Below are 3,245 nucleotides of genomic sequence, written 5' to 3' on the forward strand. Positions count from 1 at the left end.
TGCTTATATTGCAAAGGGTAATAGAAAATTTGAGTCTGGATTTTACCAAGAGGCTTATATTGAGTTCGAGCGAGCTATTACACTCGATCCTAATTTTTCTAATGCATACATTGGGAGGGGTAATGCTAAATCAGGATTAGGTGATAAAACAGCAGCAATCGCTGATTTTGACTTAGCTATTAAACTTAATGCAAATAATGCTGCTGCTTACAATAATCGAGGTCTTGCTAAATCAGCTATAGGCCAAAAACCAGCGGCATTAGCTGACTACGATCTAGCGATTGCTATTAATCCTAATTTTGTAGAAGCATACAATAATCGAGGTATTGTTAAATCAGATTTGGGACAAAAACAAGCGGCAATTGCTGACTACGATCGAGCAATATCGCTGAATCCTAATTATGTACTAGCCTACAATAATCGAGGTAAAGTGAAATCAGACTTAGGACAAAAACAAGCCGCAATAGCTGACTACGATCGAGCGATATCAGTAAATCCTAATTATGCATTAGCATACAATAATCGAGGTGATGTTAAATCAGAATTGGGTCAAAAACAAGCAGCAATAGCTGACTACGATCGGGCTATATCAATAAATCTTAATTATGCAGAAGCCTACTATAATCGAGGTAGCGTTAAATCAGACTTGGGACAAAAACAAGCGGCAATAGCTGACTACGATCGGGCTATATCAATAAATCCTAATGATGCAAGGTTTTATATTCTTCGAGGTGCTCTGAGATATGACTTGGGAAATAAACAGGGAGCGTTATCTGATTTCAGTCAAGCCATTAAAATCAATTCTAACTTGCCTGTGATTTATAAGGTGCGGGGTATGGCTAAAGTCGATCTAGGAGATAAACAGGGCGCAATCGATGACTATATCAGGGCTGCTGAGTTGTATCGCCGACAGGGGGAGATGAAAGACTATCAACAGATGATGGCAGACATAGCTAAGTTGAAGGGAAATTAGGATAGGTTATAACGATCGATCTCAAAAGTCATAACACTCGCGCTCAATTCGACAAGTGTATTGTGGGTCGATCGATCGTTGCCTATAATATACTGTGGAAGGCATAATAGTAGGTATAGAATGATAATTTCAATGACATCCCAGCTTTGAATCAGAGTCGATTGCCTTTTTCAGTAAGTACAAAACGGACATCTGAATAGATTGGAAGCCGAAGAAAATGACAATTAACATCAATGACATTATTGCAAATTTACCACCAGAACGCAAAGCGAGAGTAGAAAAACGAGCCGCTGAATTAATTACTGAAGAAACGACATTACAAGATTTGCAAAAAGCCAAAATTATTCCTGGCGAAGACATTGAAGTCAGGGCTATAAAAATGCAATCTGCTGCACAGATGCAAGTTACGAAAGACATCGACCTTCTGAAAGCTATGGGTGAGCCAATATATTATCAGAATGGCAAACAACTCATCAAAGAAGAATCAGATGGTCGAAAATTTGAGTATCGATTGCGAGAAGATGGTAGCGAAGAAATTCTCGGCAAACTTTCTTAAAATATGCCGGAATTGATTGTAATTGCTGGCTCCAATGGAGCCGGAAAATCTAGCTTGACAAAACTTTTTACCGCTGACATTCCAGTTATAGATCCTGATGCTATTGCCCGTGAAATCGACCCCAAACGCCCAGAATCTGTCACATTAGCTGCTGGAAGACAAGCAATAGATCGATCCAGAGCATACATCCAGGCAGATTGCAGTTTTATAGTCGAAAATACCCTTGCTGGTAACACCTATCTCAATCTAATTCGTGAAGTCAAAGCATTAGGCTGGAGTGTCAGTGATTTAAGTATAGCATTCGCTCGATCGGGTTGTGGAGATGTTATGACGCTATATCCCCCGACTTGTTCTTTAGATGCAATTCTCACTTTTATTTCCACATTCTGGCATCGAAATTAAAAGACTGTGCCTGATGAATGATTAATACATCGAACTGTGGGTGAAGAGGATTGATAAGATAATTAAACTCTTGAGGAACGATCGCTGATGGTACGGCTAAGATTGGAGTTCTTCCCGAATCAATCCATTCATCACCTAATGATTGTAATGAAGATTTAGAACTAGATAAACACCAGTCAGTGGGCAATCGATCGACATTCATATATTCAATCTCTAAATCATCTGAAATTTCCGCTTTAATAGCTACAAAAAAGTCTCGTTCTCCAGTTGGGACATTGAGATGAACGAATACTTCTAAAATAGCTAAAGATAGATGTTCGGCAGTATAAACCATCCGTTTACCTTTAGAATTCCATCGCCCACCTACTATCCTTGCACCTTCGCCACTAAAAGCACTCTCAGCAAATGTAGCCTCACAAATTCGCCAGATAATCTTACTCACATGAATACACCGTGTCTGATTGCATTTACCAGATCGATTACCCGCTCTAATCCCGCAGCACTATTTAGTAAATCGGCAGGGGTAGCACCATCTAATGCTGGGTTCTGTTCTTGTAGCCAATTTTGAACCGTATCGCTATTGCCAAACACATCTAAAGCATGAATTTTGGCTTGACGTAAATAAATTTCCGATTGATATTTAGCAATTTCCGTCTCTAATTGAGATTTGATAACACTAATGTCTGCGGCGAGAGTAGCTTCAGTCATATTTAAAACTCGACAGATCGATCGAGTAGCATATTTACTCTTAGATTTTAAGTATAGCATTCGCTCGATCGGGTGTGGAGATGTTAGGACGCTATATCCCCGACTTCTTTGAGAAGTCAGAGATATAATTTATGTCGCACTTAAACGGGATTAATCGATCTATTTCATCCCCAGATCCAGCAGTCTCAACCTAATTTATCTAAGCTCTGCATATTTGTAAGCGAGTTGTCCGATGAAGAAAGTAAGTTACCAGTCACTAACTGACACCGTCGTTCAGGAAGTCTGGGAATCCCTACGTATATTGAGAATTTATAGGAGCCGAACGATGAAACAAATGATGACTACTTCTGCTGGTGTCTTCCTGGCAATTTCCATTATCTCTGTCATTTTTGGCGGTTTTGCCTTTGCTGAGAAGAGTAAATTTGAAAACGAGCTAAATCAGAGAGATCCCCTCACCAAAGAAATTAATAAACAGTCGGGTTGGGATGATAATATCAACAAGCAAAAACTGGAGCAGTTACAAGGTGGACTAAACGCCGCTCTAGTCGTCGCTGGCGGATCTGGTGCGATTGCTGTCGCGCTGGCTATTGTAGGTAAGGATAGAGA

At 39.9% G+C, this 3,245-nt stretch carries 6 protein-coding genes; 4 read left to right on the top strand and 2 right to left on the bottom strand.

The window, feature by feature from the left end; translation table 11 throughout:
* The 3 genes from C7B77_RS26740 to C7B77_RS26750 all read left to right on the top strand — a co-directional run.
* On the top strand, positions 1 to 973 hold a 973-nt coding region (locus C7B77_RS26740; protein WP_146138544.1), incomplete at its 5' end, for a tetratricopeptide repeat protein.
* A 217-nt stretch (positions 974 to 1,190) separates the two neighbouring features.
* On the top strand, positions 1,191 to 1,529 hold the full coding sequence (locus C7B77_RS26745; RefSeq protein WP_106312170.1) for a hypothetical protein: 339 nt from the start codon (positions 1,191 to 1,193) through the stop codon (positions 1,527 to 1,529).
* A gap of 3 nt (positions 1,530 to 1,532) precedes the next feature.
* Entirely contained in the window at positions 1,533 to 1,931 is a 399-nt protein-coding gene (locus C7B77_RS26750) for a zeta toxin family protein (RefSeq protein WP_106312173.1), read from the top strand.
* Here C7B77_RS26750 and C7B77_RS26755 read toward each other — a convergent pair.
* Positions 1,903 to 2,373, bottom strand: a complete 471-nt coding sequence (locus C7B77_RS26755; RefSeq protein ID WP_219892294.1) for an RES family NAD+ phosphorylase — start codon at positions 2,371 to 2,373, stop codon at positions 1,903 to 1,905. The two genes, C7B77_RS26750 and C7B77_RS26755, sit on opposite strands and share 29 nt — an antisense overlap.
* Positions 2,370 to 2,639 (bottom strand): MbcA/ParS/Xre antitoxin family protein, encoded by a 270-nt coding sequence (locus C7B77_RS26760; protein WP_181244049.1) that lies wholly within the window; start codon positions 2,637 to 2,639, stop codon positions 2,370 to 2,372. The genes C7B77_RS26755 and C7B77_RS26760 overlap by 4 nt, the downstream gene beginning before the upstream one ends.
* A gap of 325 nt (positions 2,640 to 2,964) precedes the next feature.
* Here C7B77_RS26760 and C7B77_RS26765 point away from each other — a divergent pair.
* A partial coding sequence (locus tag C7B77_RS26765; protein ID WP_146138545.1) for a hypothetical protein occupies positions 2,965 to 3,245 on the top strand: 281 nt, incomplete at its 3' end.

It is taken from the genome of Chamaesiphon polymorphus CCALA 037 (assembly GCF_003003845.1).
In the GTDB taxonomy this organism is placed as follows: domain Bacteria; phylum Cyanobacteriota; class Cyanobacteriia; order Cyanobacteriales; family Chamaesiphonaceae; genus Chamaesiphon; species Chamaesiphon polymorphus.